This window comes from Enterobacter sp. T2, from assembly GCF_010692925.1.
GTDB classification, from domain to species: domain Bacteria; phylum Pseudomonadota; class Gammaproteobacteria; order Enterobacterales; family Enterobacteriaceae; genus Enterobacter; species Enterobacter kobei.
In genome coordinates, this window is the sequence record NZ_CP048736.1 from 4,760,459 (window position 1) to 4,772,744 (window position 12,286).

Annotated in this window: 13 protein-coding genes; 5 read left to right on the forward strand and 8 right to left on the reverse strand. The window is 55.2% G+C overall.

Annotated features, from left to right (window positions below; genetic code table 11):
• Positions 1-81 precede the first annotated feature (81 nt).
• Genes fdnG through fdhE form a run of 4 tightly spaced genes read left to right on the forward strand, consistent with a single transcriptional unit; the run spans position 82 to position 5,605 of the window.
• Complete coding sequence (fdnG, locus tag G0034_RS22775) at positions 82-3,132, forward strand: formate dehydrogenase-N subunit alpha (RefSeq protein ID WP_179121280.1); 3,051 nt, start codon at positions 82-84, stop codon at positions 3,130-3,132.
• Between the two features lie 12 nt (positions 3,133-3,144).
• Positions 3,145-4,047, forward strand: coding sequence for a formate dehydrogenase subunit beta (gene fdxH / locus G0034_RS22780; RefSeq protein WP_008501831.1), 903 nt, complete (start codon positions 3,145-3,147; stop codon positions 4,045-4,047).
• Positions 4,044-4,679 (forward strand): formate dehydrogenase cytochrome b556 subunit, encoded by a 636-nt coding sequence (fdoI, locus tag G0034_RS22785; protein WP_179121281.1) that lies wholly within the window; start codon positions 4,044-4,046, stop codon positions 4,677-4,679. The genes fdxH and fdoI overlap by 4 nt, the downstream gene beginning before the upstream one ends.
• Entirely contained in the window at positions 4,676-5,605 is a 930-nt protein-coding gene (gene fdhE, locus G0034_RS22790) for a formate dehydrogenase accessory protein FdhE (RefSeq protein ID WP_047343709.1), read from the forward strand. The genes fdoI and fdhE overlap by 4 nt, the downstream gene beginning before the upstream one ends.
• A gap of 41 nt (positions 5,606-5,646) precedes the next feature.
• Here fdhE and nadS read toward each other — a convergent pair whose 3' ends face one another.
• Both nadS and G0034_RS22800 read right to left on the reverse strand, forming a co-directional pair.
• Positions 5,647-5,937 carry a NadS family protein gene (gene nadS, locus G0034_RS22795; protein ID WP_032635182.1) on the reverse strand — a complete coding sequence of 97 codons (291 nt, stop codon included), beginning with the start codon at positions 5,935-5,937 and terminating at the stop codon, positions 5,647-5,649.
• Complete coding sequence (locus tag G0034_RS22800; RefSeq protein WP_047624626.1) at positions 5,938-6,249, reverse strand: hypothetical protein; 312 nt, start codon at positions 6,247-6,249, stop codon at positions 5,938-5,940.
• A 228-nt stretch (positions 6,250-6,477) separates the two neighbouring features.
• On the opposite strand from G0034_RS22800, the gene G0034_RS22805 reads away from it, so the two are divergent.
• Positions 6,478-7,398 carry an alpha/beta hydrolase gene (locus G0034_RS22805; protein ID WP_179121282.1) on the forward strand — a complete coding sequence of 307 codons (921 nt, stop codon included), beginning with the start codon at positions 6,478-6,480 and terminating at the stop codon, positions 7,396-7,398.
• A gap of 8 nt (positions 7,399-7,406) precedes the next feature.
• On the opposite strand, the gene fabY is transcribed toward G0034_RS22805, so the two are convergent.
• The 6 genes from fabY to G0034_RS22835 form a co-directional block, all read right to left on the reverse strand.
• Positions 7,407-8,348: a fatty acid biosynthesis protein FabY gene (gene fabY, locus G0034_RS22810; protein ID WP_023336483.1), complete on the reverse strand. Its 942-nt coding sequence runs from the start codon at positions 8,346-8,348 to the stop codon at positions 7,407-7,409.
• A 44-nt stretch (positions 8,349-8,392) separates the two neighbouring features.
• On the reverse strand, positions 8,393-8,830 hold the full coding sequence (dtd, locus tag G0034_RS22815; RefSeq protein WP_014885747.1) for a D-aminoacyl-tRNA deacylase: 438 nt from the start codon (positions 8,828-8,830) through the stop codon (positions 8,393-8,395).
• Positions 8,827-9,708: a virulence factor BrkB family protein gene (locus G0034_RS22820; protein ID WP_014885748.1), complete on the reverse strand. Its 882-nt coding sequence runs from the start codon at positions 9,706-9,708 to the stop codon at positions 8,827-8,829. Before G0034_RS22820 ends, dtd begins: the two co-directional genes overlap by 4 nt.
• Positions 9,702-10,301, reverse strand: a complete 600-nt coding sequence (gene yihX / locus G0034_RS22825; RefSeq protein WP_045268693.1) for a glucose-1-phosphatase — start codon at positions 10,299-10,301, stop codon at positions 9,702-9,704. The genes G0034_RS22820 and yihX overlap by 7 nt, the downstream gene beginning before the upstream one ends.
• A gap of 119 nt (positions 10,302-10,420) precedes the next feature.
• Positions 10,421-11,221, reverse strand: coding sequence for a DeoR/GlpR family DNA-binding transcription regulator (locus G0034_RS22830; RefSeq protein ID WP_014885750.1), 801 nt, complete (start codon positions 11,219-11,221; stop codon positions 10,421-10,423).
• 34 nt (positions 11,222-11,255) lie between these two features.
• Positions 11,256-12,152 (reverse strand): sugar kinase, encoded by an 897-nt coding sequence (locus G0034_RS22835; RefSeq protein WP_179121283.1) that lies wholly within the window; start codon positions 12,150-12,152, stop codon positions 11,256-11,258.
• Between the last annotated feature and the right edge of the window lie 134 nt (positions 12,153-12,286).

Consider the following 12,286-nt stretch of genomic DNA (forward strand, 5'->3'; position numbering starts at 1 on the left):
CAAATTTTTTCCTTTGCGGTCATTCTTCAACCGCGAAGTCAAAACTACATATGTAAGCAATGTCGAAACAAGGAGTGACCCATGCAGGTCAGCAGAAGGCAGTTCTTTAAGATCTGCGCTGGCGGTATGGCAGGCACAACGGCAGCAGCACTGGGCTTTGCGCCCGGCGTCGCGCTGGCGGAAACGCGGCAGTATAAACTGCTGCGCACCCGTGAAACCCGTAATACCTGTACGTACTGCTCTGTCGGTTGCGGGCTGTTAATGTATAGCCTCGGCGACGGTGCTAAAAACGCCAAAGCGTCTATTTTCCATATCGAAGGTGACCCGGATCACCCGGTCAACCGCGGCGCGCTGTGTCCGAAAGGGGCCGGTCTGGTGGACTTTATCCACTCTGAAAGCCGCCTGAAGTTCCCTGAATATCGTGCGCCTGGCTCCGACAAATGGCAGCAAATCAGCTGGGAAGAGGCGTTTGACCGCATCGCTAAACATATTAAAGAAGACCGTGATGCGAACTTCATTGAGAAGAACGCCGACGGCGTGACGGTCAACCGCTGGCTCTCCACCGGGATGCTGTGTGCTTCAGCGTCCAGTAATGAAACCGGCTATTTAACCCAGAAATTTACGCGCGCACTCGGTATGCTCGCGGTCGACAACCAGGCGCGTGTCTGACACGGACCAACGGTAGCAAGTCTTGCTCCAACATTTGGTCGCGGTGCGATGACCAACCACTGGGTCGACATCAAGAACGCCAACCTTATTGTGGTGATGGGCGGTAACGCCGCTGAAGCGCACCCTGTCGGGTTCCGCTGGGTGATGGAAGCCAAAATCCACAACGGTGCGAAACTGATTGTGATCGATCCCCGCTTCACGCGTACAGCGTCAGTGGCGGATTTCTACACCCCTATTCGTTCAGGTACTGACATCACTTTCCTGTCAGGCGTATTGCTGTACCTGATGACCAACGAAAAATACAACCGCGAATACACCGAAGCCTATACCAACGCCAGCCTGATCGTGCGTGAGGATTACCACTTCGAAGATGGCCTGTTCAGCGGTTACGACGCCGAAAAACGCAAGTACGACAAAACCAGCTGGAACTACGAGCTGGATGAGAAAGGCTTTGCGAAACGCGATACCACCCTGCAACACCCGCGCTGCGTGTGGAACCTGCTGAAAGAGCACGTCTCCCGCTATACGCCGGAGGTGGTTGAAAACATCTGTGGTACGCCGAAGGCGGACTTCCTGAAGGTGTGCGAGCTGATAGCCGAAACCAGCGCGAAAGATAAAACCGCGTCGTTCCTCTACGCCCTCGGCTGGACGCAACACTCCATCGGTGCGCAGAACATCCGTACCATGGCGATGGTTCAGCTCCTGCTCGGCAACATGGGCATGGCAGGCGGCGGCGTGAACGCCCTGCGCGGTCACTCCAACATTCAGGGTCTGACCGACCTCGGCCTGCTGTCTCAAAGCCTGACAGGTTATATGAACCTGCCAAGCGAGAAACAAACCGACCTGCAAACCTACCTGACGGCCAGCACGCCAAAACCGCTGCTCGAAGGCCAGGTGAACTACTGGGGCAACTATCCGAAGTTCTTCGTCTCGCTGATGAAAGCCTTCTACGGCGACAAGGCGACGGCGGAAAACAGCTGGGGCTTTGACTGGCTGCCGAAGTGGGACAAAGGCTACGACGTGCTTCAGTACTTCGAGATGATGCATCAGGGTCAGGTCAACGGCTATATCTGCCAGGGCTTTAACCCGGTAGCCTCGTTCCCGAACAAGAACAAGGTTGTTGAGTCCCTGTCGAAACTGAAGTTCCTGGTGACGATTGACCCGCTCAATACTGAAACCTCGACCTTCTGGCAGAACCACGGCGAATCGAATGACGTCGATCCGTCGAAGATTCAGACTGAAGTGTTCCGTCTGCCATCTACCTGCTTCGCGGAAGAGAACGGGTCTATTGTCAACTCCGGCCGCTGGCTGCAGTGGCACTGGAAAGGTGCGGACGCCCCGGGCATCGCCATGAACGACGGCGAGATCCTGGCCGGTATTTTCTTACGCCTGCGTAAGATGTACGCGGCTGAAGGTGGCGCGAACCCGGAACCGGTGTTGAACATGACCTGGAACTACTCGACGCCTGAAAATCCTGCGCCGGAAGAAGTGGCGATGGAGAGCAACGGTAAGGCGCTGGCGGATGTTATCGACCCGACCACCGGCACCGTGCTGGCGAAGAAAGGCGATCAGCTCAGTACCTTCGCCCATCTGCGCGATGACGGTACCACGTCAAGCGGCTGTTGGATCTTCGCTGGTAGCTGGACGCCGAAAGGCAACCAGATGGCCAACCGCGACAACGCCGACCCGTCGGGCCTCGGCAATACGCTGGGCTGGGCGTGGGCGTGGCCGCTTAACCGTCGCATCCTCTATAACCGTGCCTCCGCTGACCCGCAGGGCAACCCGTGGGATCCGAAGCGTCAGCTTCTGAAGTGGGACGGCGCGAAATGGGGCGGCGTGGATATTCCGGACTACAGCACTGCCGCACCAGGCAGCGATGTCGGACCGTTTATCATGCAGCCTGAAGGGATGGGACGTCTGTTTGCCATTGATAAGATGGCAGAAGGGCCGTTCCCGGAACACTACGAGCCGTTTGAGACGCCGCTGGGCACTAACCCGCTGCACCCGAACGTGGTCTCTAACCCGGCAGCGCGTATCTTCAAGGGCGACTTTGAAGCGCTGGGTAAAAAAGACAAGTTCCCGTACGTGGGCACCACCTATCGTCTGACCGAGCACTTCCACTACTGGACCAAGCACGCGCTGCTTAACGCCATCGCGCAGCCGGAGCAGTTTGTGGAGATCGGCGAGAAGCTGGCGAACAAGCTCGGCATCGCTCATGGCGATACCGTGAAGGTCTCCTCTAACCGCGGCTACATTAAAGCCAAGGCGGTGGTGACCAAGCGTATTCGCACGCTGAACGTTCATGGTCAGCAGGTGGATACCATCGGCATCCCAATTCACTGGGGTTATGAGGGCGTGGCGAAGAAAGGGTTCATTGCAAATACCCTGACGCCGTTCGTCGGTGATGCGAACACGCAGACGCCGGAGTTTAAGGCCTTCCTCGTGAACGTGGAAAAGGTGTAACGGAGACGACTTATGGCTTATCAATCTCAAGACATTATCCGTCGTTCCGCGACTAACGGTTTCACGCCCGCGCCTCAGGCGCGGGACCACCAGCAGGAAGTGGCGAAACTTATCGACGTGACCACCTGTATCGGCTGTAAAGCCTGTCAGGTGGCCTGCTCTGAGTGGAACGATCTGCGTGACGAAGTGGGTCACAACGTTGGGGTGTACGACAACCCTGCGGACCTGACCGCCAAGTCCTGGACGGTGATGCGTTTCTCGGAAGTGGAGCAGAACGACAAACTGGAATGGCTCATCCGCAAAGATGGCTGTATGCACTGCGCGGATCCGGGCTGCCTGAAGGCATGTCCGTCAGAAGGGGCTATCATTCAGTATGCCAACGGCATCGTCGACTTCCAGTCCGAGCAGTGCATCGGCTGCGGCTACTGCATTGCGGGCTGTCCGTTCGACGTACCGCGCCTGAACCCGGAAGACAACCGCGTCTACAAATGCACGCTGTGCGTTGACCGCGTCACTGTCGGCCAGGAGCCCGCGTGCGTGAAGACCTGCCCAACCGGCGCTATCCACTTTGGCTCTAAAGAGGATATGAAAACGCTGGCGGCAGAGCGCGTGGGCGAGCTGAAAACCCGTGGTTACGACAATGCGGGCCTGTACGATCCGGCCGGTGTTGGTGGTACGCATGTGATGTATGTGCTGCACCATGCCGACAAGCCGAATCTGTATCACGGCCTGCCGGAGAACCCGGAAATCAGCGCCACCGTTAAGTTCTGGAAAGGCATCTGGAAACCACTGGCCGCGGTAGGTTTTGCTGCCACCTTCGCAGCGAGCATCTTCCACTACGTCGGCGTCGGTCCGAACCGTGCGGAAGAGGAAGACGACAACCTGCATGAAGAGAAAGACGAGGTGCGCAAATGAGAAAACGTGACACCATCGTGCGCTACACCGCGCCGGAACGCATCAACCACTGGGTCACCGCCTTCTGCTTCATGCTGGCGGCGATAAGCGGGCTGGGGTTCTTCTTCCCCTCCTTCAACTGGCTGATGCAGATCATGGGGACACCACAACTGGCGCGTATACTGCACCCGTTTGTTGGCGTCATCATGTTCGCGTCGTTCATCATCATGTTTTTCCGCTACTGGCACCATAACCTAATCAATCGGGATGATATCTTTTGGGCGAAGAATATTCGTAAGATCGTCGTCAACGAGGAAGTAGGTGATACCGGGCGTTATAACTTCGGTCAGAAATGCGTATTCTGGGCGGCGATTATCTTCCTGGTCCTGTTGCTGGTCAGCGGCGTGATCATCTGGCGTCCGTATTTTGCGCCTGCTTTCTCAATCCCGGTGATCCGATTAGCGCTGATGCTGCATTCATTTGCCGCAGTGGCGCTAATTGTGGTTATCATGGTGCATATTTACGCTGCCCTCTGGGTGAAAGGCACCATTACCGCGATGGTGGAAGGCTGGGTAACCAGTACGTGGGCGAAGAAACATCACCCGCGCTGGTACCGTGAAGTCCGCCAGAAACAGGAAAAGTCATCTGAATGAGTATTCGCATAATCCCGCAAGATGAGCTGGGGTCGAGCGAGAAACGTACGGCGGAGTATATTCCGCCGTTGTTATTCCCCAGACTCAAGAACCTCTACAACCGCCGCGCAGAGCGTCTGCGCGAGCTGGCAGAGAACAACCCGCTGGGCGATTTTCTGCGTTTTGCTGCGCTTGTCGCCCACGCGCAGGAAGTGGTGCTGTACGACCACCCACTGCAAATGGACCTGACTGCGCGCATCAAAGAAGCCAATGAGCAGGGCAAGCCGCCGCTGGATATTCACGTCCTGCCGCGCGACAAGCACTGGCACAAGCTGCTGCATTCGCTGATTGCCGAGCTGAAGCCCGAAATGAGCGGTACTGCGCTAGCGGTCATTGAGAACCTGGAAAAAGCGTCCGAACAGGAGCTGGAAGAGATGGCGAGTGCGCTGTTTGCTTCCGACTTTTCGCTGGTCAGCAGTGATAAAGCGCCGTTTATCTGGGCGGCACTGTCGCTCTACTGGGCGCAGATGGCAAGCCTGATCCCCGGCAAAGCCCGCGCCGAGTACGGCGAAGCGCGCCAGTTCTGCCCGGTGTGCGGTTCCATGCCGGTCTCCAGCATGGTACAGATTGGCACCACCCAAGGGCTGCGCTACCTGCACTGCAACCTGTGCGAAACCGAATGGCACGTGGTGCGCGTGAAGTGCAGCAACTGCGAGCAGACCCGCGATCTCAACTACTGGTCGCTGGAAAATGAAGAAGCGGCAGTGAAAGCCGAAAGCTGCGGCGACTGTGGGACATACCTGAAGATTCTGTATCAGGAAAAAGACCCGAAAGTCGACGCGGTAGCCGACGATCTCGCCTCGCTGATTCTGGACGCCAAAATGGAGCAGGAGGGCTTCGCCCGCAGCTCAATCAACCCGTTCCTGTTCCCGGGTGAAGGGGAGTAATTTCCACCAAAGCCCGGTGAGCCTCTGTGCAACCGGGCTATTTACTGCGATAGCGCAGGGATGACATGTTGAGGGTCGTTAGCAATGGCGCGCAAGAGCGCTTTGGCCGGGCCTGTGGGTGAGCGTCTGCCTTGTTCCCAGTTACGCAACGTATCAACACTGACTGAGATTAAGTTCGCGAATTTACTCTGCGACAACCCGGACGCCTGGCGAATTTCTTTTATTTTCATCGCATCGATTTGAAACGTACGCGACGGCTCGCGTTGGCCCTCGGCAATTTCGTTCATTTGCGCAATGCTTTGGGTTAATCGCTCAAACAGCGCCTTATCCATTTACCACCTCTCTATCATCTTTTTCAGAATGGCTTTCTCCTTCGCGGACAGGTCATCTTTGATCCCTTTGCGATAAATGAGCAGCAACCTAATTTCAAACTCACGCGTACGATGAAAATAAATAACCCTTACTCCACCACGCTTTCCCTTGCTTCCAGAAAACCAGCGAATCTTTCGCAGGCCCCCCGTATTCTGAATCAGATCGCCATTATTAGGTTGCGTTACCAGGAAAACCTGAAGCTTATGGTATTCGTCGTCATCCAGTAACGTTTTGACGTCTTCTGTGAAAATATCCGTTTCAATGAATAGCATAAATTATACGCCATTGGCTTAGAGTAACACATCTCCTATGTACGTCAATGACGTACTCCCATATGAGCTACGTTATTGATATTCGAGCAACTAATCCATTTATTTCATTGAGTGTATAAGGATTTTGCGAGCCTTTTTCCAAATCTCTGGTTTAACCCAATTTCTTTGTTTTCATCTGCTGTAAACCAGGCTATAAACTGTATAAACACACAGTAAAAGGACGTAACCATGGCTCTGGAGAAGGGTATTGATAAGCTGGTACAGGAGTTTATTGCCGCAGGACGACCTTCCTCGCGAAAGCAGAGTATTGATGACCGGAGAAGCGGATATGTCGCCAGCACAGCGCTGGCCGGGGAAAAAGAAACTCGTGTCCAGGTTGAAACGCTTGTTATTGAGGATTTGACCTTTCGGGTATTTTCGCCTGTCAATGCCCCTGAAACGTTACCTTGTGCCTTCTACTATCATGGTGGGTGTTTTGTCAGCGGTGGGTTTGACACGCATGATAATCAACTCCGTCAACTGGCTTTTCACAGCCACTCCCGGGTCATTGCGGTTCAGTACAGACTCGCACCCGAGCATCTCTTCCCCGCCGCACACGACGATGCAGAAAGAGCTGCAGATCTTATCTGGCACAATGCCGAAAAATTAGGCGTAGATAAATACCGGGTCACCCTTTGCGGAGACAGTGCAGGCGCACATCTGGCGCTGGTGACGTCGCTAAGACTCAAAACGAAAGGTGTCTGGCAAGCTGCACAGCTGATTCTTATCTACCCTATGCTCGACGCTACGGCCAGTTTTGAAAGTTATATTCTCAATGGTGCAGATTATGTCATCACCCGAGATACCTTGCTTAGCGGGTATGAGATGTATCTCGCAGACACTGACCGTCAGCATCCCGAAGCCAGCCCATTGTGGCGGGATGATTTTCACGGTCTTCCCCCTGTGCACATCATTACCGCAGAGCACGATCCGCTGTGTGATGAAGGAGAAATGTTGTATCAGCACCTGACAGAGCAAGGAGTGGAGTGTACCGCTCAACGCTGGCTGGGTGTCATCCATGGCTTCTTCCAGCTTGGTGGTATTAGCCAGTCAGCGCGAGACGTAATGCGGGATATCGCCGGACGGATTAGGCACGTCCGGGAAGAGTAAACAGGCGATCACTCCTCTTCATTCCCCCCCTCTTCATACGCGCCATACGGCTTCGCAGGGAGAACGATGTAAGTTCCTTCAAACACCGCGCCCGGGGTGTCATCGCCAAACAGCTCAACCTGCATCTGCACGCGCGCTTTGCGGCCACGCGCCAGACGATCAAGGTCGCCGCCCAGTGCGCCAAGATCAGCCACCGCGCTCGGTTTACCGCTGATCGGCGCGCTGTAACGGATATGGGCATCGGCCAGAATGATGGTGCCGCCAAGATGGCGCTCGCGCAGCATCAGCCAGATCAGCCCCCAGCCGGTGAGCGTTGCCAGAGAAAACAGGCTGCCAGCAAACAGGGTGTGGTGAGGGTTCTGGTTGCCGATTTCCGGCATGGTGGTAATGAATTTTTGCCCGGTGTACTGCTGGATGCGCACGCCCATCTTTTCACTCAGAGGGATATGTTCATACCAGGCTTGCTGTAACTGACCGCACCAGTCTGCGCGATGCAGAATGTCGTCCAGAGTGGCAATGGGTTTGATCATCAAAAAATGACGAATCGGCGTGGTTTGCGGGGCGGTGATTTCCCCCTGATTTACAAAACCGAGTTTGGCAAAGAACTCCACGGCATCTTCGCGGGCGCTACAGGTGACGCGCTTAACGCCCTCCTGCCGGGCGACGGACTCCAGGGTCATTGCCATTAGCGTCCCCAGCCCTTTGTCCTGTACGGAAGGGTGAACCGCCATAAAGCGAATAGATGCTTCGTTATCGGCATTGATATACAGACGCCCGACGGCGACGAGATTGCCCTCCTCGTCCATCACCATCTGGTGATGGGCCATTGCGTCCCAGGCGTCGCGCTCAGAGCCTTTCGGTTGATGTAATGGCTTGCGCAGCATTTCCCAGCGGAACTGGTAATAGGCTTCTAACTCTTCTTCCGTTTGCGGTACTCGAAGGTGATACATAGCTGTACTCTCTCTTGTTACCCGCGGCCACGCCGCCAGTTGGCTCATACCTGGAGCCAGAATGTGACGGGGCCATCGTTCACCAGCGAAACCTGCATATCTGCAGCGAATCGTCCGGTTTGCGTATGCATTTCCTGCTGGCGACAACGCTCAACAAAGTATTCGTAAAGTGCTTCTGCACGATCCGGCGCGGCGCCTTTCGAGAAACTCGGGCGCATGCCGCGCTCGGTATCCGCTGCCAGCGTAAACTGGGACACCACCAGCACGCTGCCACCCGCCTGCTGGACGTTCAGGTTCATCTTGCCTTCCGCATCGCTGAAAATGCGGTAACCCAGCACCCGCTCGCATAAGCGGTTAGCTTTTTGTTCGTCATCATCCTTTTCGACACCTAACAACACCAAAAGTCCTGGGCCAATTTCACCCGTCACCTCTCCCTCCACGGTGACGCTGGCACGGGTTACGCGCTGTATCAATGCAATCATGGTTGGTCTGCTTCTTGTTGTTTTTCAGCTGCTGCTGCTTTTTTAAGTTCGCGGTATACGCCGAGAGTGACAGTTATTTCGGCACCAAGCAAGACGATACACCAGGTCCAGTAGACCCAGACAAACAAAATGGGGATCACCGCCAGCACGCCGTAAATCAGCTGATAGGACGGAAACATGGTGATGTAAAGGGCAAACCCTTTTTTACCCAGCTCAAAAAGCACGGCCGCCACCAGCGCCCCCACTACCGCATCGCGGTTTGGTACGCGCGTGGTCGGTACGACGCTATAGAGCAGCCAGAACGAAAGCCATGACAGGATCAGCGGAAAGATGCGAAGCACATTATCAATAACGCCGTTTAAATCACTCGCCCAGCGCAATGACAGAAGGTAAGAGCTGATGGCAAGGCTCGCCCCGGCCAGCAGCGGGCCGAGCGTGAGGATCATCCAGTACACGGCAAAAGAGTAGACTTTTGGCCGCGCTTTTTTACTCCGCCAGATTGTGTTCAGTGCGCTATCAATGGCATACATCAGCAGCAGCGCAGTGACAATCAGCCCGCATGCCCCCACCGCCGTCATCTTGTTGGAGTTGGCAACGAACTGCTCGATGTAGTTCTGGATAACATCCCCGGTGGCAGGAATGAAATTCGCAAACACGAAATGGCGAAGCTGCAGGCTGACGTCCGCAAACATCGGAAAGGCGGAAAATAGCGCAAAGATCACCGCCACCAGCGGCACTAATGAGAGCAACGACACGTACGCGAGGTTTCCCGCCAGCGTGGTCATGTTGTCCTCATCAATGCGGTGCCAGAGCAGTTTTAGCCAGGCTCTCAGCGGGCGCGTATGATGCGTGGCTTTTTGATGAACGGTTTTTAACATAACTGCTTCGCAAAGTAGTTGGGTATCGTCTCTTTTCCGGTCACCAGAATTGACGTGATACCTAACTGGTTAGCTCCCTCTATATTATCGGCATTGTCGTCGAAAAAGACGGCATCGGCGGCAGTGAAACCTTCTGCCTGCAAAACGGCCTGATATATCCGTGCTTCGGGCTTGCGCATACCCATCTCCTGCGAGAGATAGATTTTATCTGCCGCTGCCTTAACTTCAGGGTATTCTTCAGGCCAGAACGTGGTGTGCAGGCGGTTAGTATTCGACAGGACAACCACACGGTGCCCCTGCTCACGCAGTTTGTGCATGATGTCGATCACTTCCGGGCGGATGGCGACAAATACCGCCTGCCAGCCGTGCGAAAACTGCTCATAGCTTAACGACAGCCCCATGTCCTGGCAGAAACGCTCTGCGAATTCTTCGTCACTTATTTCACCGCGCTCATGCTGATGAAAGGTTTCGCCCATCGCGAAATTCTGCTTTAACGTCGCCAGCGGAACACGGCTAAAGTCGCTCCATGCGCCCAGCACGCGATTAAAATCGATATCGACGATTACATTTCCTAAATCAAAGATATAAAGCATGTTTATCTCCTGCTCGCCGTGGAAAAATAACTGTAGCGGGAAAGAGAAGGTTTGGCTATGTGCGAGATTCAGCTTAAAGAAAGGAATGGCCCGAAGAGAGATATCGGGCCATAAAAAGGTCAGCCAGCCTGCTGTTCTTCTCCTGAACTAACTTCAACTACTTCCACTTTGCTGGATTTGAGGAGATTTTGCAGCGCCGAGCCGGGAAGTTCATCCGTGAACAGCGCCGTGGCCTGCGCCACGTTGCCAATTTCTACGGCGGCGGAAGCGCTGTATTTCGTATGATCGGCTGCCAGTAAAATATGGCGCGAGTGAGCCATCATGGTTTTCACCACGCTGGCTTCATTGACGTCAAACTCCATCATCGCACCGTCGTGCTCAATCGCCCCTACGCTGGTCACGAGATAGTCCGCCCGGAAGCCGGATACAAACGCCGTCGCCGCCGGGCCGATAATGCCGCCGTTATGCGGGCGCAGCGTGCCGCCGGGGACCATCACTTCAAAGCGCGGGTTTTTATAGAGAATGTGCGCCACCCGCAGGCTGTTGGTGATAATACGCAAATGGTTGTGATTGAGCAGCGCCCGGGCAACATGCTCCACCGTCGTCCCGATGGTGATAAAGATGGTCGAGCCATCGGGAATGTAGTCCGCAATCGCCTCGGCAATCGCCCGCTTCTCTTCGGTGAGCGAAACTTCACGCTGCTCGAACGCCGTGTTCACCACGCTGGACGCCCTGCCCGCACCGCCATGATGACGCGTTATGAGTCCCTGCTCGCTGAGCTTACGGATATCCCGTCGTACCGTTTGTGTGGACACATCCAGCAGCTGCGCCAGTTCATCAATATTCATATAGCCGCGATCGGCAATCAGCGTCAGCAGCTGATCGTGACGCGGGTTGCCGGTCAGTTCGGTAAGACTCATGGGCTGTCCTCTGAAAACCATCACGCCCCGCATTTTATACAAAAAGTGACAAAAAAGAGCGGGTTTGATCACAGTCGGGTATACCCGCACGCCCGCCGGGCCTGGTGCATTTCAGGGCGGCGACGGCGCTGGCAAAACGCACGGCGTCAGCGGCGGACGCTTGCTGCGCCAGACTGACCGCCAGCGCACCGTGGAAAACGTCGCCCGCCCCTGTGGTATCAACCACCTCGACCTCAAAGCCAGGCTGATGACATAACCTGCCGCTTTCCAGCCAGAAGCAACCGTCTCGCCCCTGCGTAACGTACACATGTCCATTTGTGAGCATTTGTGCTTTTTTCAGCGCGTCTTCAGCTCCATCCAGCTGCGTTAAACGCCGCAGTCCCGGCGCGGAGAAGGCGGCATGATCGCTTAGGGCGATCAGTTCCGCGATGTCCTGCGGAGTGACATCCGCATCAAGTAAGGTGGGTACGCCCTGCTGGCGAGCACAGATAAACGCCTGTTTTGCCCCGTCATGCCAGCGCACGTCTGCTAATACGATATCCCATTGTGAGAAGTCGACGTCTTGCAGCCAGTCAGCCTCAGCGGGAAGATCGGGGCTGGGGTAGTTCGCAATCACGCGCTCCCCGCTGGCGTCCACCAGCACTGCGGATTGTGACGATCGGGCCCCTTTAAACACGCGCGTGTAGCGGGTATTCACCCCCAGGGATTCCAGCTCCGCGAGCAGGCGTCTTCCGGTCTCGTCGTCACCCACGCGGCCAATAAAGTCCACCTCAGCCCCCAGTTTCGCTGCCGCCACCGCCGCAGTTGCCGCCGGGCCACCGCCCACTTCCGTATAATCTTTTGCGACATATTTCCCACCTTCCCTTGGTAAATCATCGAGATACCAGATGCGATCCAGCACGGTAATGCCGACACAAACGATGCGAGTCATGGTGATTCCTTGTGCGATTTCTGATGCTGCCATTTTAATTTCATCAAATGTTTAAAAAGTGACCCCTGTCAATTTTTTGACTATAAATTACAAATACGATCAAAAACAGACAACACAAACGCGCAAAAATTGAC

Coding starts and splice junctions, on each gene's coding strand:
- fdxH (WP_008501831.1), top strand. CDS start 3,145: ATGGCTTATCAATCTCAAGACATTATCCGTCGTTCCGCGACTAACGGT.
- fdoI (WP_179121281.1), top strand. CDS start 4,044: ATGAGAAAACGTGACACCATCGTGCGCTACACCGCGCCGGAACGCATC.
- fdhE (WP_047343709.1), top strand. CDS start 4,676: ATGAGTATTCGCATAATCCCGCAAGATGAGCTGGGGTCGAGCGAGAAA.
- nadS (WP_032635182.1), bottom strand. CDS start 5,937: ATGGATAAGGCGCTGTTTGAGCGATTAACCCAAAGCATTGCGCAAATG.
- G0034_RS22800 (WP_047624626.1), bottom strand. CDS start 6,249: ATGCTATTCATTGAAACGGATATTTTCACAGAAGACGTCAAAACGTTA.
- G0034_RS22805 (WP_179121282.1), top strand. CDS start 6,478: ATGGCTCTGGAGAAGGGTATTGATAAGCTGGTACAGGAGTTTATTGCC.
- fabY (WP_023336483.1), bottom strand. CDS start 8,348: ATGTATCACCTTCGAGTACCGCAAACGGAAGAAGAGTTAGAAGCCTAT.
- dtd (WP_014885747.1), bottom strand. CDS start 8,830: ATGATTGCATTGATACAGCGCGTAACCCGTGCCAGCGTCACCGTGGAG.
- G0034_RS22820 (WP_014885748.1), bottom strand. CDS start 9,708: ATGTTAAAAACCGTTCATCAAAAAGCCACGCATCATACGCGCCCGCTG.
- yihX (WP_045268693.1), bottom strand. CDS start 10,301: ATGCTTTATATCTTTGATTTAGGAAATGTAATCGTCGATATCGATTTT.
- G0034_RS22830 (WP_014885750.1), bottom strand. CDS start 11,221: ATGAGTCTTACCGAACTGACCGGCAACCCGCGTCACGATCAGCTGCTG.
- G0034_RS22835 (WP_179121283.1), bottom strand. CDS start 12,152: ATGACTCGCATCGTTTGTGTCGGCATTACCGTGCTGGATCGCATCTGG.